This is a genomic window from Streptomyces sp. NPDC039480 (assembly GCF_055597165.1).
The window spans coordinates 243,049-263,622 of the sequence record NZ_JBVITX010000001.1; the positions used below are offsets into that span (position 1 = coordinate 243,049).

The following is a 20,574-nucleotide window of genomic DNA, read 5'->3' on the forward strand; positions in this document are numbered from 1 at the left end:
CACGTCAGGTGGGGATACTCACAGCATGTCTGCCGAGTACGCGACCTTCGGTCTGGCACCGGCCATGCGCGCCGGTGGAGTTCTCGCCAACGGTGACTACCAAGTGCACCGCGACTTCGTCGACTTCATCGTGAACGGGCGCCCCCTCCTCTTCCAGCTCTCCGACCTCGACGCGGTGTCGCCGCTGGCCGCCGACATCCCCCCGGCGATCTTCACCGCGCACGTCCGCAGGCTCCTCCTGGAGGCGCAGGCGCCGCTGGGCGACGGGCGGTACGTCATCTACGGCTGCCCCGAGTGCGAGGGTCTCGAGTGCGGCGCCGTCACGGCGGTGATCGAGCGGAGCGACGACGGCAGTGACGACTTCGTCTGGCGCGACTTCGCCTGGCAGACGGCCGAACCCGCCGACCTGGTGCTCAACGGCTACCACGGCATAGGGCCCTTCCGCTTCCGCGGCGCCGAATACCGCGCCGCGCTCGGCCAGTTGCTCTCCGAGAGCGAGCGGCAGACCCGCCGCCGGGTCCTGCTGATCGGCGCCCGCGTGGCGGTGCTCGCCAAGCTGGCGGCGGCGCTCCGCACGATCGGGATCGGGGCGGAGATCGCGGGCGACGCGGAGGGCGTCCCAGGGGACGAACTCCGTACGTACGGGGCGGTCGCCTTCGGCCCCACGATCCCCGACGCCACGCGCCGGTCCGTACGGTCGGCCTTCGACGCGGCCGGCGTCGACGTCGCCTATGTCGACGGGCTCGCGCCCATCATCCCGCTCCTCGTCGCGCAGATCGAGTACGCGCTGGACAACAGCCCACGGGAACAGCGCCGCCTCACCGGTCTGGCGGCGGACCCGACCTCGGCGCAGCTGGACGTCACCTCCACGTGCCGAGTCCAACTGACGACGTACCGCGTGGACCGTCTGTCCCGCACCCACGTCTACGAGGTCTTCGACGAGGTCCTGGAACCGGGCCACCACAGGGTCCCCCTCGCCCCCAAGTCCACAAAGGGCAACGCCTACGTAGTAGCCCGAACCTCCACCAGCGTCCTGGTAACCCCAGCCTCCCCTTCATAGCAGGCCCTTCAAGCCCGCCGCTTCGCGGCGGATGTTCCCCACCCACCCACCCGTTTGCCCCGCGACGTCGCGCGGGGGTAGGGGCGGGTGGGTGGGGGTGCCTCGCGGTCGTCCTGCGGGAGTGGGGGCGGGTGGGTGCCCCACGACGGCCCGCAGGGGCAGGGGCGAACCCCCACCGGGCCGCAGCCGCTCGCGCTCCTGAGGGGACGTGGGGGTATGTGCGAACGGAGCACCGAGCACACCATGGCGTCTTTGTTCGGGCAGCGTGGCGCAGGGATGGCGAGTACGCACATACCCCCGCGGCCCCGCCCCACAGACGGACGCAAGGCGAACCCGCCCCCCCGCAAGGCGAACCCGCTCCCGAGACCCCCCACCCACCCCTCACCTACAATCACCCCCTGATGACCGCAACCCTCGTCGCCAAAGATCTCGCCGCCGGCCACGGCGACCGCACCCTGTTCTCCGGACTGGATCTCGTCGTCGCCCCGGGCGACGTCATCGGTCTTGTCGGAGCCAACGGAGCGGGGAAGTCCACCCTGCTGCGGCTGCTCGCGGGGGTTGATGCCCCCGAAGGGGGTGAGCTGAGGCTTTCGCCGCCCACCGCCGCCGTAGGCCACCTCCCCCAGGAGCCCGACCGCCGCCCCGGCGAGAGCATCCGCGCCTTCCTGGCCCGCCGCACCGGCGTGGCGGAGGCCCAGCGCGTCATGGACGACGCCACCCAGGCCCTCGTCGACGGCGCCCCCGGCGCGGACGACGCGTACGCCACCAGCCTGGAGCGCTGGCTCGCGCTCGGCGGCGCGGACCTCGACGACCGCGCCGAGGAAGTCGCCGCCTCGCTCGGCCTCACCGTGGGCCTTGACCAGCCGATGACGTCGCTCTCGGGAGGCCAGGCGGCCCGCGCGGGCCTCGCCTCCCTCCTCCTGTCCCGCTACGACGTGTTCCTCCTGGACGAGCCGACCAACGACCTCGACCTGGCGGGCCTGGAACGCCTGGAGAGCTTCGTGAGGGGGCTCCGCGCCGGCACCGTCGTGGTCTCGCACGACCGCGAGTTCCTCACCCGCACCGTCACCAAGGTCCTCGAACTCGACCTGGCCCAGCAGCAGATCAACCTCTACGGCGGCGGCTACGACGCGTATCTGGAGGAGCGGGAGACGGCCCGCCGGCACGCCCGCGGCGACTACGAGGAGTACGCCGACAAGAAGGCGGCGCTCCAGAGTCGCGCCCAGATGCAGCGCTCCTGGGCCGACAAGGGCGTCAAGAACGCCCGCCGCAAGGCGGCCAAGGGCGGCGACAACGACAAGATCGGCCGGAACTTCCGCAGCGACACCAGCGAGAAGCAGGCGGCGAAGGCCCGCCAGACGCAGCGGATGATCGAGCGCCTCGACGTCGTCGAGGAGCCCCGCAAGGAGTGGGAGCTCCAGATGGAGATCGCGGCGGCCCCCCGCTCCGGCGCGGTCGTCGCGAGCGTGCGCGACGCGGAGGTGCACCGGGGCGCGTTCACGCTCGGCCCGGTCACGCTGCAGATCGACTGGGCGGACCGCGTGGCCATCACCGGTGCGAACGGCTCGGGCAAGTCGACGCTGCTCGCCGCCCTCCTGGGGCGCGTCCCGCTGGACGCGGGCCACGCGGCCCTCGGCTCCGGCGTCCTCGTCGGCGAGGTCGACCAGGCACGTGCGCTGTTCCACGGCGAGGAGTCCCTGCTGGACGCGTTCTGCGCGGCCGTCCCGGACACCGAGCCGGCCGAGGTGCGCACGCTGCTCGCCAAGTTCGGCCTGAAGGCGGACCACGTGCTGCGCTCGGCGGCCACGCTCTCTCCCGGCGAGCGGACCCGCGCGGCCCTGGCCCTGCTCCAGGGCAGGGGCGTCAACCTCCTCGTCCTGGACGAGCCGACGAACCACCTGGACCTGCCGGCGATCGAACAGCTGGAGTCGGCCCTGGAGGCGTACGAGGGCACGCTGCTCCTGGTCACGCACGACCGCAGGATGCTGGACGCGGTCCGGGTGACGCGCCGCCTGGAGGTGGCGGAGGGCAAAGTGACGGAACTGCCACTCTGACCTCCGCGCCCCTCACACCCGGCGCCGCACGTCAGCCCCGCTACCGCACGTCAGCCCCGCTGTCGCACGTCAGCCCCGCTTGGGGTCCACGAGCCCGGCCCGCCGCAGCGCCTCGGCCATCGCGTCGTTGGCGGGCGGCGGCCCCTGCCGCTGCTGCCCGCGCTGGCCCTGCCCGCGCTGCCCTTGACCCGAACGCTGTCCCTGACCGGAACGCTGCCCCTGACCGCCCTGCTGCTGCCGCTGCCTGGGCGGCCGCCCGCCCCGCTTGGGCTGCGTCTCCCCGGAGGCATCGGAAGCGGCCGCCTCGTCGTCGAGACGCAACGTCAGCGAGACCCGCTTACGAGCGACGTCGACGTCCATGACCTTCACCTTGACGATGTCGCCGGGCTTCACGACGTCCCGCGGGTCCTTGACGAACGTCTTCGACATGGCGGAGACGTGCACCAGGCCGTCCTGATGCACGCCCACGTCCACGAACGCCCCGAACGCGGCCACGTTCGTGACGACGCCCTCGAGGATCATCCCGGCGGCCAGGTCGGAGATCTTCTCCACGCCGTCCTTGAAGGTCGCCGTCTTGAAGGCGGGCCGCGGGTCGCGCCCGGGCTTCTCCAGCTCCTTCAGGATGTCGGTGACCGTGGGCAGACCGAAGACCTCGTCCACGAACTGCTCCGGCCGCAGCGAGCGCAGCGCACTCGTGTTGCCGATGAGCGAAGCGACCTCACCGCCCGCCGACTTCACCATCTTGCGCACCACGGGGTATGCCTCGGGGTGCACGCTGGAGGCGTCCAGCGGGTCGTCGCCGCCGCGGATGCGGAGGAAGCCCGCGCACTGCTCGTACGCCTTCGGGCCGAGCCTGGGCACGTCCTTGAGGCTCTTGCGGCTCTTGAACGGGCCGTTCGCGTCGCGGTGCGCCACGATGTTCTCCGCGAGGCCCGAGCCGATGCCCGAGACACGCGCGAGGAGCGGGGCGGACGCGGTGTTCACGTCCACGCCGACGCCGTTCACACAGTCCTCGACGACCGCGTCCAGCGAGCGGGAGAGCTTCACTTCCGACAGGTCGTGCTGGTACTGCCCGACGCCGATCGACTTGGGGTCGATCTTCACGAGCTCGGCGAGCGGGTCCTGGAGGCGCCGCGCGATGGAGACCGCGCCGCGGATCGAGACGTCGAGGTCCGGGAGCTCCTGCGAGGCGAAGGCCGAAGCGGAGTACACGGAGGCGCCCGCCTCGGAGACCATCACCTTCGTCAGGTTCAACTCCGGGTGCTTGGTGATGAGTTCACCGGCGAGCTTGTCGGTCTCGCGGGACGCCGTGCCGTTCCCGATGGCGATCAGGTCGACGTCGTGCTCCTTCGCGAGCCGCGCGAGCGTCGCCAGGGACTGGTCCCACTTGTTCGCCGGGACGTGCGGGTGGATCGTGTCGGTCGCGACGACCTTGCCGGTGGCGTCGACGACGGCCACCTTCACACCCGTACGGAAACCGGGGTCGAGGCCCAGCGTCGCGCGCGTGCCCGCGGGCGCCGCGAGCAGCAGGTCGCGCAGGTTCGACGCGAAGACCCGCACCGCCTCGTCCTCGGCGGCCGTCCGCAGGCGCAGCCGCAGGTCGATGCCGAGGTGCACGAGAATGCGGGTCCGCCAGGACCAGCGCACGGTGTCCTGGAGCCACTTGTCGGCCGGGCGCCCCCGGTCGGCGACGCCGAAGCGGTGGGCGACGATCCCCTCGTACGAAGAAGGGGTGCCCGGCGTGGCGTCGGCCTCCTCCGGCTCCAGGACGAGGTCGAGGACGTCCTCCTTCTCGCCGCGCAGCATGGCGAGGATGCGGTGCGAGGGCAGCTCGGTGAAGGGCTCGGCGAAGTCGAAGTAGTCGGCGAACTTGGCGCCCGCCTCCTCCTTGCCGTCCCGGACCTTCGCCACGAGGCGGCCGCGCACCCACATGCGCTCGCGCAGCTCACCGATCAGGTCGGCGTCCTCCGAGAACCGCTCGGCGAGGATCGCCCGGGCCCCGTCCAGCGCGGCCTGCGAGTCCGCGACGCCCTTGTCGGCGGCGACGAACGCGGCCGCGGCGGCGTGCGGTTCCACCGTCGGGTCGGCGAGCAGCCCGTCGGCCAGCGGCTCGAGCCCCGCCTCGCGGGCGATCTGCGCCTTCGTGCGCCGCTTCGGCTTGAAGGGCAGGTAGATGTCCTCGAGCCGCGCCTTGGTGTCCGCCTCGCGGATCCGCGCCTCGAGCTCGTCCGTGAGCTTGCCCTGCTCGCGGACGGATTCGAGGATGGCGGCGCGCCGGTCCTCCAGTTCGCGCAGGTAGCGCAGCCGCTCCTCGAGCGTGCGCAGCTGCGCGTCGTCGAGCATCTCGGTCGCTTCCTTGCGGTAGCGCGCGATGAAGGGCACCGTGGAGCCGCCGTCGAGCAGGTCGACGGCGGCCTTCACCTGCCGCTCCCGTACGCCGAGCTCCTCGGCGATCCTGCTCTCGATGGACGCTGGGGTGGACGTCTTCAAAGCTGCCACGTTCCGGTACCGCCTTCTCGCTCAGGTTGCCGGGCAATTGTGGCAGGTGGCGCCGACAGAGACGGATCAGACCCGGCGGGCCCGGCCCATGCGCCCGGATCGGCGGCCGCCGCCGCGCCCGCCCCGACTCGCGGTGCTGGAAGCTCCGCCGAACAGCCGGGCCAGGGCCCGGAACGGCAGGGTGACGACGGTGGCGATGGCGCCCGCTATCTGACGCAGTACATCCGCTATGGCACGGAACATGAGGTTTCCCCTCTCGTCTCCCGGCACGGCCGGGATGGCGGCCAGGAGACGACCGGGTACCTCGGCTCGGCCGAGCCATGCCTGACCGGTGCTCAGCGCTTGCCGAGCAGATCCGCCGGGAACGCGCCGGCCTGCAGCGCCGTGCCGGTGAACAGGGTGCCGAGTTCGGTGAGACGCTCGACGCCCGCCGCGCCCAGGTGCTCGTACGGGGCCCGGTCCAGGTGGTCCGTCCGCGCCTCGATGTCACGGCGCAGCGCCACGCCGTCCTCCGTCAACTCGCCCTCGCCGTCGAGTACTCCGCGCACCCGCAGCCGCTCGGTGGCGGCGTCCCACTCCTCCTGGTTCCAGCCGCGGGTGGAGAAGACCCACTTCGGGCGGGTGCCCTTGCCGGTCGCGGTGTGGCTCACCAGGGCCTCGAGACCGTCGAGTCCGGAGTCGAGCAGCACGGTCAGGTGCCCGTCGCCGCGGTGCTCGCGCAGCAGCGTCGCCGCGTGCCAGTAGGCGAGGTGCGGCTCTTCGGGGACGGGCAGGTCGGCGTGGGCGGCGTACAGCGGGCGGGCGCCGCGGGTGCAGGCCTCGGTGGCGCGCAGGGCGAGGCCCGCGGCCTCCGCCATCTCCGGCGAGGCGACGAGCTCGTCGCCGAGGAGACGCCGCAGCGTCGTGTCGACGGCCCGCAGCCGCGCCGCGAGGACGTCTTCGGGTGAGGCCGTCCGCCAGATCTGGGGGACGTGCGCGGCGACGAGCTCGTACTTGTAGTTGTAGAAGGTGGCGGCCACGATCCCGGGGCCGACGGCGCCCAGGGCCGCCGCGCGCACGGCGAAGTTGACGGCGTGCCGGTGGGTTATCCCGAGGCCGCCCAGCTCCCGCCCGACGTCGGGGGAGAAGTAGTGCGTCGAGTGCAGCGCGTTGACCACGCTGTGGCAGCGGCGGCCGGCGCGCGGATCCAGGGCGGCGGGCGCGGAGGAGGTCGTCGAAGAGGTCATGCCCGCACGATACCTACTGGTTGGTATGGCGTCCCTGGACCGGCCCTACGGTATGGCAGGAAAGGTGGGCTTTTCGTCATTGCGGACATCGGTCGGCGGGTCGAGACTCAGGGGCATGGCCCAGCGAACCGTTCTGGTCGTCCTCTTCGACGGCGTCCAGAGCCTCGATGTCACCGGGCCCGTGGAGGTCTTCGCGGGCGCGGACCTCTGTCTCGCCGACCCCAAGGGCGGCTATCTCATCCGCACCGCTTCCCTCGACGGCGGCCCCGTCCGCACGTCCAGCGGTCTCACCCTGACCCCTGACTCCGCGCTGGCGGACGCCCCCGCGCCGCACACCCTGCTGGTCCCGGGCGGTCTCGGCACGTGCTCGGCGGACCCGGGGCTGACCGGCTGGCTGCGCGAGAACGGCCCGCGCGCGGAGCGCCTGGTGTCGGTCTGCACCGGAGCGATGCGGCTCGCCGAGGCCGGCCTGCTGGAGGGGCGCAGGGCGACGACGCACTGGGCGTACTGCGACCGCCTCGCCGAGCGGCACCCGGGCGTCGAGGTCGACCCGGACCCCATCTACGTACGCGACGGTCATGTCGCGACGTCCGCCGGGGTCACCGCCGGCATCGATCTCGCCCTGGCACTCGTCGAGGAGGATCTGGGCCGCGAGGTGGCGCTCACGGTCGCCCGCCATCTCGTGGTCTTCCTGCGGCGCCCGGGAAACCAGGCGCAGTTCAGCGCGCAGCTCGCCGCGCAGACCGCACGGCGTGAACCGCTGCGCGAGGTCCAGCAGTGGATCACCGAGCACCCGGCCGACGACCTCTCGGTCGACGCGCTCGCCGCGCGCGCCCGGCTCTCGCCCCGCCACTTCGCCCGCGCCTTCCAGGCGGACACCGGGCTGACGCCGGGCAAGTACGTCGAGCGGGTCCGCGTCGAACACGCCCGCCGGCTCCTGGAGGACACCTCCGACGGGATCGAGGAGATCTCACGGGCCTGCGGCTACGGCACCCCGGAAGCCATGCGCCGCGCCTTCGTCAGGATCCTCGGCGCCGCGCCCGCCGAGTACCGCCGCCGCTTCCGCCCCGTAACGACCGTTCCTTCCACCACTCCACACCGATAGGGATGCCATGCAGATAGCCATCGCCCTGTACGAGCGCTTCACCGTCCTGGACGCCATCGGCCCTTACCAGACGCTGAGCAGCCTCCCCGGCGCCGAGACCGTCTTCGTGGCCGAGCAGGCGGGACCGGTGCGCGACGACACCGGCAGCCTCGCGCTCGTCGCCGACAAGTCCTTCGCCGAGGTGCGGCGCCCCGACATCGTCGTCGTCCCCGGCGGCCCGGGGCGGAGCGACCAGCTGGAGAACGAGCCGCTCCTCGACTGGCTTCGCGCCGTCGACGCCACGACCACCTGGACGACCTCGGTGTGCACGGGCTCCCTCGCCCTGGCCGCCGCGGGCCTCCTCAAGGGCCGCCGTGCCACGTCCCACTGGCTCGCCCTGGCCGAACTGGACCGGCTCGGCGTCGAGTCGACGGGGGAGCGGGTGGTCTTCGACGGCAAATACGTCACGGGGGCCGGCGTCTCCGCGGGCATCGACATGGGCCTCACCCTGGCCGGCCGGATCGCGGGCGACGAACACGCGCAGACCGTACAGCTGCTGACCGAGTACGACCCGCAGCCGCCCTACGACGCGGGGTCCCCGGAGAAGGCGCCCGCGCACCTCGTCGCGCAGTTCCGCGAGGGAAGCCCCTTCCTCGGGTAGGCGCCCGGCCCCACCGGGCGCCCGGCCCCGCCTGGCTCACTCGCCCCGCGCGGCCCAGGTGAAGTGCGGCTTTCTCCGCTCCAGGAACGCGGCGACACCCTCGGCGGTGTCGCCGCTGCCGCGTGCCTGCTCCGTCCAGTACCCGTCCCGGTCCGTGCGCCCCGCCGCGAACTCCTTCGCCGCCGCCTGCGTCAGCTGCGAGCGCGACGCGAGGACACGGGTGAACTCCGCGACCCGCTTGGCCAGTTCGCCGGACGGCAGGACCTCGTCCACCAGACCGGTCCGCAGCGCCCGCTCCGCGTCGATCAACTCCCCGGAGAAGAGCAGGTACTTGGCGGTCGCGGGCCCCACCAGGGACACCAGGCGCCGGGTGGACGACGCCGGATAGACGATGCCCAGCTTGGCGGGTGTGACGCCGAACGAGGCGCCCTCGTCCGCGAACCTCAGGTCGCACGCCCCCGCCAGCTGGGCGCCCCCGCCCACGCAGTAGCCCCGCACCGCCGCGAGCGTCGGCTTCGGGAAGGCCGCCAGGGCCTCCTCGGCCCGCACCGCGAGCTCCTGCGCGGTGCCCGGGGACTCGCGCAGCGTGGAGATGTCCGCGCCCGCGCAGAAGGTGTCGCCCGCGCCGGTGAGCACGACGGCGCGCACGGCCGGGTCGGCGGCGAGCGCCGCGCAGAGCGGCGGCACCTGGCGCCACATCTCCGCGGTCATGGCGTTGCGCTTGGCCGGATGGTCGATGAGGACGGTGGCGACGCCGTCCGTGACGGTCTGCCTCAGCTGCGGCTCCATGCGCCGGATGCTATCCGCACCCCTCGAACGTACGATCAAGAAGGGGGCCGAGCGAGAGGGAGACGCCGATGGCCGGACCCAGGGACGACAGGGCCACCCCGGAGGCCAGGACGGTCAGCCGCAGCTTCGGCTGGCTCGCCCTGCTCGGTGTGATCCTCGCGGTGGCCGGCGTCGTCGGCCTCGTCTACACCGGATTCGCCACGCTGACCTCGATGCTCCTGTTCGGCTGGCTCCTGCTCGTCGGCGGCGTCGTCGGCCTGCTGCACGCCGTCCAGTCGCGGGGCAGCAGCTTCTTCTGGCTGGGCGTCGTGGTCGCCGCGCTGAACCTCGCGGCGGGCGTCGTGATCATCCGCAGACCCGATGTGGCGGCGGAGGCGCTGACCATGTTCGCGGCCCTGCTCTTCCTCACGGGCGGGGTGTTCCGGCTGGTCGGCAGCCTGGTGGTGCGCGGCCCGCAGTTCGCCCTGACGCTCCTGCAGGGCGCCTTCGGCCTGCTCATCGGAATCCTGGTGCTCGCCGAGTGGCCCAGCAGCAGCCAGTACGTCATCGGGTGCTTCTTCTCCCTGACGCTGCTCTTCGACGGTCTCGGGCTGCTCGCCACGGGCATCGGCGGACGCCGCATCGTCAGCCTCGTACAACCTGATGACCACATGAAGGCGAACCATTCACGGCAGAGCCGGCAGGGCGAGCAGGACCAGTCGCACAGCTGACGGTGTCATGCGCCCTCGGTCAAAATCCGTCGATAGTCGCTGACTTCTGGTCAGTGGCGCGGTCCGGACCAGGCCGTTCCCAACACTCGATGTGTGGCGACAATCGAGCGCGAGGACGGCGACCGGACGATGCAGGGCGACGGGAGCGGGCCGGACCCACTCCCCAGACGCGGCGGGCCGGAGGCGTACGAGGGCGTGTGGCGCTTCACCGCCCCCGCCGTCGACGCCTCCGTCCCCCAGGCGCGGCACGCGGTGCGCGATCTGCTGGCCCGGCAGGGCGTACCGGCCCCGGACGACCTGCTGCAGGGCCTGCTGCTCATCGTCTCCGAGCTGGTGACCAACGCGGTGCGCCACGCGGCGCTGCTCTCGCCGATGCTCGCGGTGGAGGTCGCGGTCGGCGCCGAGTGGGTGCGGGTATCCGTCGAGGACAACCACCCCTACCGCCCGACGGCCCTCGTGGCGGACCACGGGCAGACGGGCGGGCGGGGGCTGCTCCTCGTCCGGGAGATCACGGCGGAGGCGGGCGGCGCCTGCGACGTCGAGCACACCGCGAGCGGGGGCAAGGTCATCTGGGCCGCCCTGCCCCTCGAGCCCCGCTTCGGCTGACGGACCGGCTACCAGCCCGCGGCGGGGCCGGTCAGCTCCTTGATCGCGGGCCGTGCCGCGTCGAGCACGGTCATGAACCACGCGGAGAACGGCTCCCGCTCGTGCCGCTCGGCCAGCTCCGCGGCCGTCACGAACGCGGTCCCGCCGATCTCGGCGGGGTCGGGCCGCAGCGGCGACTGCACCATGCCCACGAAGAGATGGTTGAACTCCTGCTCCACGAGCCCCGAGTCCGGGTCCGGGTGGTTGTAGCGCACCGTGCCCGCCTCGGCGAGCAGCGACGGCGAGACGCCCAGCTCCTCGTACGTACGCCGGGCCGCCGCGGCGAACGGCGCCTCGCCCGGGTAGGGGTGGCCGCAGCAGGTGTTCGACCAGACGCCGGGGGAGTGGTACTTGCCGAGGGCGCGCTGCTGGAGCAGCAGGCGCCCCTGCTCGTCGAAGAGGAAGACGGAGAACGCCCGGTGCAGCTGCCCGGGCGCCTGATGCGCGGAGAGTTTCTCCGCTGTGCCGATGGTCCTGCCGTCCTCGTCGACGAGTTCGAGCAAGATGGCTTCTCCGGTGCCGCTCGACGAGGTGTTCGCCGCGGTGGCAGGTGTGATCGGCATACGCATCCTTCGCTTCGGTCTTCGAGTCCCAAGTCTGCCGTACGTTCCGGACGCCTCGGGCACTCCTGGGACCCGCATGTCCCGCCGAGCCGAAGCACGGCGGGACACACGCCGGGCGCCGTCACACCGGCGCCCGCCGGAGCGTCAGACCCCGAAAGCGGCCGGGTACTGGATCGTGCCCCGCGGCAGCCGCGCGAAATCGTCGGCCCCGTCCAGGACGAGCGCCATCATCGCCTCGTCGGGCACCTCGAAACCTGGCCGGATCCCGTACCCCGAAGCGGGCCTGAAACCGAACCGCGGATAGTACGAGGGATGCCCGAGCACGAGGACGAGCCGCTCCCCACGCGCGCGTGCCGCGTCGAGCACGGCCCGCACGACCGCCGAACCGGCACCCGTCCGCTGGTACTCGGGCAGCGTGGCGACGGGCGCGAGCGCCAGCGCGGGCGCGCCGTCCACCCGGCAGCGGGTGAGCAGCGCGTACGCGGCCACCGAACCGTCGGGCGCCTCCGCGACGTACGACAGACCGGGAAGCCACGCCTCGGGGTCCGCGCGCAGGGCGTCGACCAGGTCGGACTCCGCCTCGGTCTCGAAGGCGGCGGCGTTCACGGCGTGCACGGCGGCGACGTCCGCCGCGGTCTCCGGGCGGGTCGGCCAGGAGTCCGCGGGCCGCAGGACGTAGCCCGTGTAGCCGTACTCGCTCCCGTGTTCGCGCCGCATCGCGATTTCCTCGCGGGTGGCGGCGAGCGCCTCGGCCATGCCGGGAGCGGTTGCTTTCTCGGCGGCCACCGCGTCCGCCCGCGCGCCGAGCGGGCGGTAGTACTCGTCCCAGTCGGACTCCGGCTGCGGGTGCACGCCGAGCACGGAGTACCCGGCGCCGGTCGCGGCCCGGAGGTTCGCCTCGCCCGTGCGGAGCGCGTAGTGCCGCTCCCAGAAGGCGCGGGCCGCCGCGGACGGCTCGGCGGCCGTCCACTCGCACTCGGTGAGGACGAGCGCCCCGCCGGGTGCGAGCAGCCGCCGCCAGGCGCGCAGCGCGGTGTCGAAGCCGATGCCGTAGACCGAGCTCTCGGCCCAGACGAGGTCGAACGACCCGTCGGGATAGGGGAGTTCGGCCATGTCGGCCTTGACGGTGGTGATCGATCCGCTGAGCCCGCGCGCCTCGGCGGCCGCGTGGAGCTCGTCGAGGAACGGCTCGTGGAGATCGACGGCGGTCACCTCGGCGCCGGCCTCGGCGGCGAGCAGGAGCGCGGCCCGGCCGGGCCCGCAGCCCAGGTCGAGCACGCGCGGCCGCTCGGGCAGCGCCCCCGCGAGGGAGAGCAGCCGCCGGGTGGTGGCGTCGGAGCCGGGACCCTGCCGCGGCAGACCGTGGTGCAGGGCGAAGAAGGCATGGCTGAAGGAAGCGTTGTCAGTCAACGTGGAAATCCTTGAGTGAAGGACCCGCGGACCCGACGTACGAACGGTGGTGTACGTGAAGTCAGACGCGCGCCCGGGAAGTGGGGATGCACGTGTCGCCGCACAGAGCGGCGTCAGCCGTGACAGTCATCGACCCACCTCCGGGAACTCAAGAACTCCACCGACTCTAGCACCGGCACGGTGCCGGGGCGGGAGCCGTCAGTGGCAGAGCTTCGCCTCGTGCTCCGCGTGCCCGCTCGGCTCCAGCTGGAAGGTGCAGTGCTCGACGTCGAAGTGGTCCCCCAGGCAGCCCTGGAGCTCGTGCAGCATCTTCTCGTGCCCGATCGAGTCGAGGGTGTCGGAGCTCACCACTATGTGGGCGGAGAGCACGGGCATGCCCGAGGTGATCGTCCAGGCGTGCAGGTCGTGAACCTCCTCGACGCCCGGCAGGTCGAGCAGGTGGGCCCGCACCTCCGCCATGTCGACGTCCTTGGGTGCCGACTCCAGGAGCACGTTCAGGGTCTCCTTGAGGAGCTTCACCGTCCGCGGGACGATCATGAAGCCGATGACGAGCGAGGCGATCGGGTCGGCGGCCTGCCAGCCGGTGAGCATGATCACGACCGACGCGACGATGACCGTGACCGAGCCGAGGGTGTCCGCGACGACCTCCAGGAAGGCGCCCCGCACATTGAGGCTGTCCTTCTGGCCGCGCATGAGCAGCGAGAGCGAGATCACGTTCGCGACGAGACCGAACACACCGAAGTAGAGCGCGAGGCCGCCCTCGGTCTCCGCGGGCGTGATGAACCGCTCGACCGCCTCGAAGAGCACGTAGCCGCCCACGCCGAGCAGCAGCAGACAGTTGGCGAGCGCGGCGAGTATCTCGGCGCGGGCGTAGCCGAAGGTGCGGTTCTCGGTGGGCGGTCTGTTCGCGAAGTGGATCGCGAGCAGGGCCATGCCGAGGCCGACGGCGTCCGTGGCCATGTGCGTCGCGTCCGCGACGAGCGCGAGCGAGTCGGCGACGATGCCGCCCACGATCTGGGCCAGCATCACGGTGATCGTGATGCAGAGCGCTGTCCGGAGCCGCCCCTTGTAGGCGTTGGCCGCGGTGCCCGTGGTGGGCGCCCCGTGCGTGTGTCCGTGATCGTGCCCAGCCCCCATGGAGCGGCCCTCCCGCGTCGGTCATCGGTCAGCTGTTCGCTGGTCGCGAGCCACAGTGAACTACGGGTGGGGGGTATCTGGCAACGCGGCACTGAACACCGTTATCACTCCACTGACCTGCGAAAATGGCAACGATTGCCGTCAAGCCGAGGGGTGCAGGTCAGGGGCTCGCGACGATCAGTCGCGGCGCGCATCGGGGTGGTGCAGACACCATCCCGCCCAGGCCGACTCGACCATCTCGCGCACCCCGCGCCGGGCCGTCCAGCCGAGCTCCTCCGCCGCCAGGCTCGCGTCGGCCACGGCGCGCGGCGAGTCACCGGCCCGGGCCGGCTCGACGAGCGCGGACCGGGTGTCGCCGCTCACCTCGCCGATCAGCGTGACCAGTTCGCGTACGGAAACACCGCGACCTCGGCCGATGTTCACGGTCAGATCACCTTCGGCGCCTCCCGTCAGCCTGCGGGCCGCCGCGAGGTGGGCCTCGGCGAGATCCGAGACGTGCACATAGTCACGCACGCAGGTGCCGTCCGGCGTCGGGTGCGTGTCGCCGAAGATCCGCGGCGCCTCGTCGCGCCGCAGCCGGTCGAAGACCATCGGGATCACGTTGTAGACGCCGGTGTCCGCAAGCTCGGGCGCCGCGGCGCCCGCCACGTTGAAGTAGCGCAGGCAGACGGTCGCGATGCCGTGCGCCCGCCCGGCCGCCCGCACCAGCCACTCACCGGCGAGCTTGGTCTCGCCGTAAGGGCTGACCGGCGCGCAGGGCGCGTCCTCCCGGATCAGCTCGACATCCGGCGGATTGCCGTACACCGCGGCCGACGAGGAGAACACGAACCGCTTGATGCCCGCATCGGCGACCGCTTCGAGCAGCGTCGTCAGGCCGCCCACGTTCTCCCGGTAGTAGCGCAACGGCTGCTCCACCGACTCGCCGACCTGCTTGCGGGCCGCGAGATGCACCACACCGGTGACGCCGTGCTCGGCGAAGACCCGGCGCAGCAGCTCCCCGTCCAGCGAGGAGCCCTTGACGAGGGGCATGTCCGCGGGGAGCCGCTGCGGCACCCCCGACGAGATGTCGTCGAGCACGACGACGCCCTCCCCGGCACCGGCCATGACCCGCGCCACATGTGCCCCGATGTATCCAGCCCCGCCTGTGATCAGCCATGTCATGGGCGCCCACCCTAAGCGAACGCCCTGTGCGGACACGGGCGGCGGGCATGTGGCCACTATCCCGGGCAAGCCGGGCACGGAACGGGCGCGGTTTGTGGGCGCGGCCCCCCATCCACCATGATGATCGTGAAGGCCGAGGCCCTCGCAGGCCGCCCCTGGCGCCTGACACAGGCTCTATCAGGGCGTGAACGGGTGATGAACGCCCGCTTCCCATCATCCGATAGCCTCTGCCGACGTGCCGCCCGGCCGCTGTGGCCAGGGGCGCTCCCCTTACGCATGTGCCCGGCGCGAGCCGCGCCGGTACTCAAGGAGTGAGTTCGTCTGTCGACCGCCATCCTCACCGGTCAGCCGGTCCCCGGGTCGCCGCTCGAAGGCGATCTGCGGTCCCTCGGCTTCGACGTGCGGGTCGCCTCCGACGCGGCTGACGCCGAGGCGCTGCTCGCCGCCGTCCCCGCCGGCCAGCGGGTCGCCGTCGTCGACGCGCGTTTCGTCGGACACGTCCACGCGCTGCGCCTCGCCCTCACCGACCCCCGCTTCGCCGCCGCCGCGCTGCCCGGCGCCGTCACGGCCAAGCCGGCGGCCCGCGCCGCACTGACGCGCGCCCTGCGGGCGGCCGTCGGCACCGCGAACGGCGTCGCGACGCTCGACGCGCTCCCGGACTCCGTCGCCGCGGCCATGGAGTCCGGCGCCACCGACGTCCACCGCCCCGAGCTCGGCACCCTCGTCGCCACCGTGCCCGACGACCCCCAGACGCGGAACGAAGCGCGCCAGGCCGTGGCGGCCGTGGACGACGAGGCGGTACGCCTGCGCACCGCGGTCAAGTCGCGGGACGGCTTCTTCACGACGTACTGCATCTCCCCGTACTCGCGCTACATCGCCCGCTGGTGCGCCCGCCGCGGCCTCACCCCGAACCAGGTCACCACCGCCTCGCTGCTCACCGCCCTGATAGCGGCGGGCTGCGCGGCGACCGGGACGCGCGGCGGCTTCGTCGCGGCCGGCCTGCTGCTGCTCTTCTCCTTCGTCCTGGACTGCACCGACGGGCAGCTCGCCCGCTACTCCCTGCAGTACTCGACGCTCGGCGCCTGGCTGGACGCGACGTTCGACCGCGCCAAGGAGTACGCCTACTACGCGGGCCTCGCGCTCGGCGCCGCACGCGGCGGCGACGACGTATGGGCGCTGGCCCTCGGCGCGATGGTCCTGCAGACCTGCCGGCACGTCGTCGACTTCTCCTTCAACGAGGCGAACCACGACGCGACCGCCAACACCAGCCCCACCGCGGCCCTTTCGGACAAGCTCGACAGCGTCGGCTGGACGGTCTGGGTGCGCCGGATGATAGTCCTGCCCATCGGCGAACGCTGGGCGATGATCGCGGTCCTCACCGCGCTCACCACGCCGCGCATCACCCTCGTCGTCCTGCTGATCGGCTGCGCCCTCGCCGCCTGCTACACCACCGCGGGACGCGTCCTGCGGTCGCTGACCCGCAAGGCCACCCGCACCGACCGCGCCGCCGAAGCCCTCGCCGACCTCGCCGACAACGGCCCCCTCGCCTCGGCCTTCTCCGCTCTCCGGCCACGGGTGACCTGGCTGCGTCCCGCCCCGGTGCTCGCCTTCGTCGGCGGTGCCGGGCTCGTCGGCACGGCGCTGGCCAACCCCTACGGCAGCCCCGTGGTCGTGGCCGCCGCCGCGCTGTACATCGCCCTGTCGGGCCTCGCCCTGATCATGCCGCTCAAGGCCCCCCTGGACTGGCTCGTCCCGCCGTTCTTCCGCGCTGCCGAGTACGGCACGGTCCTGGTACTGGCGGCCAAAGCGGATGTGAACGGGGCGCTTCCCGCGGCTTTCGGGCTGGTGGCCGCGGTCGCCTACCATCACTACGACACGGTGTACCGCATCAAGGGCGGCGCCGGCGCGCCTCCGCGCTGGCTGGTGCGGGCGATCGGCGGCCAGGAAGGCCGGATCCTCGTGGTCGCGCTGGCCGCAGCCCTGCTGCCCACCACAGATTTTCCCGTCGCGCTCACGGCACTCGCCGTGGCCGTGGCACTCGTGGTGCTCGTCGAGAGCATCCGCTTCTGGGTCGCCGCCGAGAAAAAGGGCGCACCCGCCGTACACGATGAAGGAGAACCCGCATGATCGGCCTCGTGCTGGCGGCCGGCGCCGGACGGCGTCTTCGCCCCTACACGGACACCCTGCCCAAGGCTCTGGTGCCCGTCGACGGTGAGACCACCATCCTCGACCTGACGCTCGGCAACTTCGCCGAGATCGGTCTGACCGAGGTCGCGATCATCGTCGGCTACAAGAAGGAGGCCGTCTACGAGCGCAAGGCGGCCCTGGAGGCGAAGTACGGCCTCAAGCTGACCCTGATCGACAACGACAAGGCCGAGGAGTGGAACAACGCCTACTCCCTGTGGTGCGGGCGTGACGCCATCAAGCACGACGTGATCCTCGCCAACGGCGACACCGTGCACCCGGTCTCCGTCGAGAAGACGCTGCTCGCCGCCCGCGGCAACGGCCAGAAGATCATCCTCGCCCTCGACACGGTGAAGCAGCTCGCCGACGAGGAGATGAAGGTCATCGTCGACGACGCCAAGGGCGTGCAGCGCATCACCAAGCTGATGGACCCCTCCGAGGCCACCGGCGAGTACATCGGCGTCACCCTCATCGAGGGCTCCGCCGCCGAGGAGCTCGCCGACGCGCTGAAGACCACCTTCGAGCGCGACCCCGACCTCTACTACGAGGACGGCTACCAGGAGCTCGTCAACCGCGGCTTCAAGGTCGACGTGGCCCCGATCGGCGACGTCAAGTGGGTCGAGATCGACAACCACGACGACCTCGCCAAGGGCCGGGAGATCGCGTGCCAGTACTGACGAGGCTCATCCCCTCGCCGGTCGTCGTCGACATCCGGCCGGGGGCGATCGACGACCTGGCCGGTGTCCTCGCCGACCAGCGGATCTGCTCGTCGACCGGCAAACTCGCCATCGCCATCAGCGGTGGCTCGGGCGCGGTGCTCCGCGAGCGGCTGATGCCCTCGCTGAGCGGCGCGGAGTGGTTCGAGGTCGGTGGCGGCACGCTCGACGACGCCATCAAGCTCGCCGACGCCATCAAGAAGTCCGGCCGCTACGACGCGATCGTCGGCCTCGGCGGCGGAAAGATCATCGACTGCGCCAAGTACGCCGCGGCGCGCGTCGGCCTGCCGCTGGTCGCCGTCGCGACGAACCTGTCGCACGACGGCCTCTGCTCGCCGGTCGCGACCCTCGACAACGACGCGGGCCGCGGCTCGTACGGCGTGCCGAACCCCATCGCGGTCGTCATCGACCTCGACATCATCCGCGAGGCCCCGGTCCGCTTCGTCCGCTCCGGCATCGGCGACGCGCTGTCCAACATCTCCGCGATCCGCGACTGGGAGCTCGCCGCCCGTGAGCGCGGCGAGGACATCGACGGCCTCGCGGCCGCGATGGCCCGGCAGGCCGGCGAGGCGGTCCTGCGCCACCCCGGCGGCGTCGGCGACGACGGTTTCCTCCAGGTGCTCGCCGAGGGCCTGGTGCTCACCGGCATCGCGATGTCCATCTCGGGCGACTCCCGCCCCGCGTCGGGCGCCTGCCACGAGATCAACCACGCCTTCGACCTCCTCTTCCCCAAGCGCGCCGCCAGCCACGGCGAACAGTGCGGCCTCGGCGCGGCCTTCGCGATGCACCTGCGCGGTGCCCGCGAGGAGTCCGCGTACATGGCCCAGGTGCTGCGCCGCCACGGCCTGCCCGTGCTGCCGGAGGAGATCGGGTTCACCGTGGACGAGTTCGTGCGGGTCGTGGAGTTCGCTCCGCAGACCAGGCCGGGCCGCTACACGATCCTGGAACACCTCGACCTGTCCACCGACCAGATCAGGGACGCATACGCCGACTATGCAAAAGCCATCGGTAGCTGAGCTCCGCCCGGTTGTTCACCCCCCGGGGGTGAAGGACCGGCGCAGCGGCGAACACTGGGCCGGCCGGCTCTACATGCGCGAGGTCTCCCTCCGCATCGACCGGCACCTGGTGAACACGCGGGTCACGCCCAACCAGCTGACCTACGTGATGACCGTCGCCGGCGCCCTCGCCGCCCCGGCCCTGCTGGTGCCGGGGATCACGGGCGCCGTGCTCGGCGTGCTCGCGGTCCAGCTGTATCTGCTGCTCGACTGCGTCGACGGCGAGATCGCCCGCTGGAAGAAGCAGTACTCGATGGCCGGCGTCTACCTGGACCGGGTCGCCGCCTATCTGTGCGACGCCGCGGTCCTGGTCGGCTTCGGCCTGCGCGCCGCCGACCTGTGGGGCTCCGGGCGCATCGACTGGCTGTGGGCCTTCCTCGGCACCCTGGCCGCCCTCGGCGCGATCCTGATCAAGGCCGAGACCGACCTCGTCGGTGTCGCCCGGCACCAGACGGGCAAGGAGCCGGTCAAGGAGTCGGCGTCCGAGCCGCGCTCCTCCGGCATGGCGCTGGCCCGCAGGGCCGCCGCCGCGCTGAAGTTCCACCGGCTGATCCTCGGCGTCGAGGCGTCCCTGCTGATCCTGGTCCTCGCGATCGTGGACCAGGCCCGGGGCGACCTCTTCTTCTCGCGCGTCGGCGTCGCGGTCCTCGCGGGCATCGCGATGCTCCAGACCCTGCTCCACCTCGTGTCCATCCTCGTATCGAGCAGGTTGAAGTGAACACCCCGAGCACTCCGGCAGAGAAGCTGAAGGTCGGCGCCGTCATCATCACGATGGGCAACCGGCCGCAGGAGCTGCGCGCCCTCCTCGACTCGGTCGCCAAGCAGGACGGCGACCCGGTCGAGGTGGTCGTGGTCGGCAACGGCGCCCCGGTGCCGGACGTCCCCGACGGCGTGCGCACCGTGGAACTGCCCGAGAACCTCGGCATCCCCGGCGGCCGCAACGTCGGCATCGAGGCCTTCGGGCCCGGCGGCACCGACGTCGACATCCTGCTCTTCCTGGACGACGACGGCCTCCTCGCCAACATGGACACGGCGCAGCTGTGCCGCCAGGCCTTCGCCGCCGATCCGGAGCTCGGCATCATCAGCTTCCGCATCGCGGACCCGGACACGGGCGAGACCCAGCGCCGCCACGTGCCGCGGCTGCGCGCCGCCGACCCGATGCGCTCCTCGCGCGTGACGACCTTCCTCGGCGGCGCCAACGCCGTCCGTACGAAGGTCATCGCCGAGGTCGGCGGTCTGCCCGGCGAGTTCTTCTACGCACACGAGGAGACCGACCTCGCCTGGCGCGCGCTGAACGCGGGCTGGATGATCGACTACCGCTCCGACATGGTCCTCTTCCACCCGACGACGGCCCCCTCCCGGCACGCGGTCTACCACCGGATGGTGGCCCGCAACCGCGTCTGGCTGGCCCGGCGCAACCTCCCCGCGCTCCTGGTCCCGGTCTACCTCGGCGTCTGGATGCTCCTCACCCTCGCCCGGCGCCCCTCGGGCCCCGCCCTGAAGGCCTGGTTCGGCGGGTTCAAGGAGGGCTGGACGACGCCCTGCGGACCGCGCAGGCCGATGAAGTGGCGTACGGTATGGCGGCTGACGCGACTGGGCCGACCTCCTGTCATCTGACAA

Annotated in this window: 18 protein-coding genes and 1 pseudogene; 11 read left to right on the forward strand and 8 right to left on the reverse strand. The window is 72.1% G+C overall.

The features are described 5' to 3' along the window. The first annotated feature begins 25 nt into the window (after positions 1-25). The gene (locus ACZ56E_RS01060; RefSeq protein ID WP_471209461.1) at positions 26-1,060 is read left to right on the forward strand and encodes an oxidoreductase; all 1,035 of its coding nucleotides are present in this window, start codon (positions 26-28) and stop codon (positions 1,058-1,060) included. Positions 1,061-1,461: 401 nt separating this feature from the next. Next, a complete protein-coding gene (locus ACZ56E_RS01065) occupies positions 1,462-3,114 on the forward strand; it encodes an ABC-F family ATP-binding cassette domain-containing protein (RefSeq protein WP_471209463.1) in 1,653 nt (550 codons plus the stop codon). 69 nt (positions 3,115-3,183) lie between these two features. Here the strand turns inward: ACZ56E_RS01065 and ACZ56E_RS01070 are convergent, their stop codons facing one another. The 3 genes and pseudogenes from ACZ56E_RS01070 to ACZ56E_RS01080 form a co-directional block, all read right to left on the reverse strand. After that, complete coding sequence (locus tag ACZ56E_RS01070; protein ID WP_471209466.1) at positions 3,184-5,613, reverse strand: Tex family protein; 2,430 nt, start codon at positions 5,611-5,613, stop codon at positions 3,184-3,186. 114 nt (positions 5,614-5,727) lie between these two features. Further along, positions 5,728-5,856, reverse strand: a pseudogene (locus tag ACZ56E_RS01075) (LPFR motif small protein); the annotation flags it as partial. 92 nt (positions 5,857-5,948) lie between these two features. After that, on the reverse strand, positions 5,949-6,839 hold the full coding sequence (locus tag ACZ56E_RS01080; RefSeq protein ID WP_471209468.1) for an SCO6745 family protein: 891 nt from the start codon (positions 6,837-6,839) through the stop codon (positions 5,949-5,951). A 115-nt stretch (positions 6,840-6,954) separates the two neighbouring features. On the opposite strand from ACZ56E_RS01080, the gene ACZ56E_RS01085 reads away from it, so the two are divergent. Beyond that, entirely contained in the window at positions 6,955-7,944 is a 990-nt protein-coding gene (locus ACZ56E_RS01085) for a GlxA family transcriptional regulator (protein WP_471209471.1), read from the forward strand. Positions 7,945-7,951: 7 nt separating this feature from the next. Continuing rightward, the gene (locus ACZ56E_RS01090) at positions 7,952-8,584 is read left to right on the forward strand and encodes a DJ-1/PfpI family protein (RefSeq protein WP_471209474.1); all 633 of its coding nucleotides are present in this window, start codon (positions 7,952-7,954) and stop codon (positions 8,582-8,584) included. 36 nt (positions 8,585-8,620) lie between these two features. Here the strand turns inward: ACZ56E_RS01090 and ACZ56E_RS01095 are convergent, their stop codons facing one another. Further along, positions 8,621-9,373: an enoyl-CoA hydratase/isomerase family protein gene (locus tag ACZ56E_RS01095; RefSeq protein ID WP_471209477.1), complete on the reverse strand. Its 753-nt coding sequence runs from the start codon at positions 9,371-9,373 to the stop codon at positions 8,621-8,623. Positions 9,374-9,441: 68 nt separating this feature from the next. On the opposite strand from ACZ56E_RS01095, the gene ACZ56E_RS01100 reads away from it, so the two are divergent. Together ACZ56E_RS01100 and ACZ56E_RS01105 are read left to right on the forward strand one after the other, a co-directional pair. Beyond that, positions 9,442-10,083 (forward strand): HdeD family acid-resistance protein, encoded by a 642-nt coding sequence (locus ACZ56E_RS01100; protein ID WP_471209480.1) that lies wholly within the window; start codon positions 9,442-9,444, stop codon positions 10,081-10,083. A gap of 93 nt (positions 10,084-10,176) precedes the next feature. Then, positions 10,177-10,689, forward strand: coding sequence for an ATP-binding protein (locus ACZ56E_RS01105; RefSeq protein ID WP_471209482.1), 513 nt, complete (start codon positions 10,177-10,179; stop codon positions 10,687-10,689). Between the two features lie 8 nt (positions 10,690-10,697). On the opposite strand, the gene idi is transcribed toward ACZ56E_RS01105, so the two are convergent. The 4 genes from idi to galE form a co-directional block, all read right to left on the reverse strand. Continuing rightward, the gene (idi, locus tag ACZ56E_RS01110; protein ID WP_471209485.1) at positions 10,698-11,291 is read right to left on the reverse strand and encodes an isopentenyl-diphosphate Delta-isomerase; all 594 of its coding nucleotides are present in this window, start codon (positions 11,289-11,291) and stop codon (positions 10,698-10,700) included. 144 nt (positions 11,292-11,435) lie between these two features. Beyond that, the gene (locus ACZ56E_RS01115) at positions 11,436-12,701 is read right to left on the reverse strand and encodes a bifunctional class I SAM-dependent methyltransferase/N-acetyltransferase (RefSeq protein ID WP_471209488.1); all 1,266 of its coding nucleotides are present in this window, start codon (positions 12,699-12,701) and stop codon (positions 11,436-11,438) included. A gap of 198 nt (positions 12,702-12,899) precedes the next feature. Further along, positions 12,900-13,838: a cation diffusion facilitator family transporter gene (locus ACZ56E_RS01120; protein WP_468603766.1), complete on the reverse strand. Its 939-nt coding sequence runs from the start codon at positions 13,836-13,838 to the stop codon at positions 12,900-12,902. Positions 13,839-14,015: 177 nt separating this feature from the next. Beyond that, entirely contained in the window at positions 14,016-14,999 is a 984-nt protein-coding gene (gene galE / locus ACZ56E_RS01125; protein ID WP_471209492.1) for a UDP-glucose 4-epimerase GalE, read from the reverse strand. A 321-nt stretch (positions 15,000-15,320) separates the two neighbouring features. Between galE and ACZ56E_RS01130 the strand changes: the two genes are divergently transcribed. The 5 genes from ACZ56E_RS01130 to ACZ56E_RS01150 are packed head-to-tail and all read left to right on the forward strand — an operon-like array spanning position 15,321 to position 20,571. Then, complete coding sequence (locus ACZ56E_RS01130; protein WP_471211465.1) at positions 15,321-17,126, forward strand: DUF5941 domain-containing protein; 1,806 nt, start codon at positions 15,321-15,323, stop codon at positions 17,124-17,126. Continuing rightward, positions 17,123-17,860: a phosphocholine cytidylyltransferase family protein gene (locus ACZ56E_RS01135; protein WP_362995153.1), complete on the forward strand. Its 738-nt coding sequence runs from the start codon at positions 17,123-17,125 to the stop codon at positions 17,858-17,860. Before ACZ56E_RS01130 ends, ACZ56E_RS01135 begins: the two co-directional genes overlap by 4 nt. After that, positions 17,848-18,915 (forward strand): iron-containing alcohol dehydrogenase family protein, encoded by a 1,068-nt coding sequence (locus ACZ56E_RS01140; protein ID WP_398299221.1) that lies wholly within the window; start codon positions 17,848-17,850, stop codon positions 18,913-18,915. The genes ACZ56E_RS01135 and ACZ56E_RS01140 overlap by 13 nt, the downstream gene beginning before the upstream one ends. Continuing rightward, complete coding sequence (locus ACZ56E_RS01145; RefSeq protein ID WP_470582328.1) at positions 18,893-19,672, forward strand: CDP-alcohol phosphatidyltransferase family protein; 780 nt, start codon at positions 18,893-18,895, stop codon at positions 19,670-19,672. Before ACZ56E_RS01140 ends, ACZ56E_RS01145 begins: the two co-directional genes overlap by 23 nt. Before the next feature lie 26 nt (positions 19,673-19,698). Next, positions 19,699-20,571 carry a glycosyltransferase family 2 protein gene (locus tag ACZ56E_RS01150; protein ID WP_471211468.1) on the forward strand — a complete coding sequence of 291 codons (873 nt, stop codon included), beginning with the start codon at positions 19,699-19,701 and terminating at the stop codon, positions 20,569-20,571. The last annotated feature ends 3 nt before the right edge of the window (positions 20,572-20,574 follow it).